The 425-nt window shown below is 67.5% G+C and carries 1 pseudogene; it reads left to right on the top strand.

The window, feature by feature from the left end:
• Positions 1-425, top strand: a pseudogene (locus tag A3764_RS25335) (hypothetical protein); the annotation flags it as partial.

The following is a 425-nucleotide window of genomic DNA, read 5'->3' as shown; positions in this document are numbered from 1 at the left end:
ACCCGTGGAGGCCCCCGCCCCCACACCGAAGGAGCCGAAGCCCGAGATCCTGGCTGCCATCGAACCCGAGAGCCTCGCCGATGTGCCCTCCCAGATCGAAACCCTGCGCAGTCCTGCACCCAGCGCGCCCCTGACGGAAACGCAGCTCGAAGCGAAATACGCCACCACCGGCATCTGGCCCCGCGCACCGCAGATCCCGCCCGACCCGGCGGAGGTGATCGATATCGAGGATCTCTACATCACCAGTATCGATCCGGTCAGCACATCCACGGATGCGGTGGCCCTGCCCCCGCTCGACAGCTTTGTGTCGGACGTGGTCATGGCCGGGCTGTCCTCCCCCGCCGCACCGGGCACCCTGTTCACGCTGGACGAACGCGGCCTCGTCGAACCTTCGGAAAAGGGCGCGCTGACGCCTGATGGCATCC

This window comes from Sulfitobacter sp. HI0129 (assembly GCF_001635395.1).
Taxonomy (GTDB): Bacteria; Pseudomonadota; Alphaproteobacteria; order Rhodobacterales; family Rhodobacteraceae; genus Sulfitobacter.
Note: the sequence above shows the minus strand (reverse complement) of the source record. Positions and strands in the feature narration are given on the sequence as shown.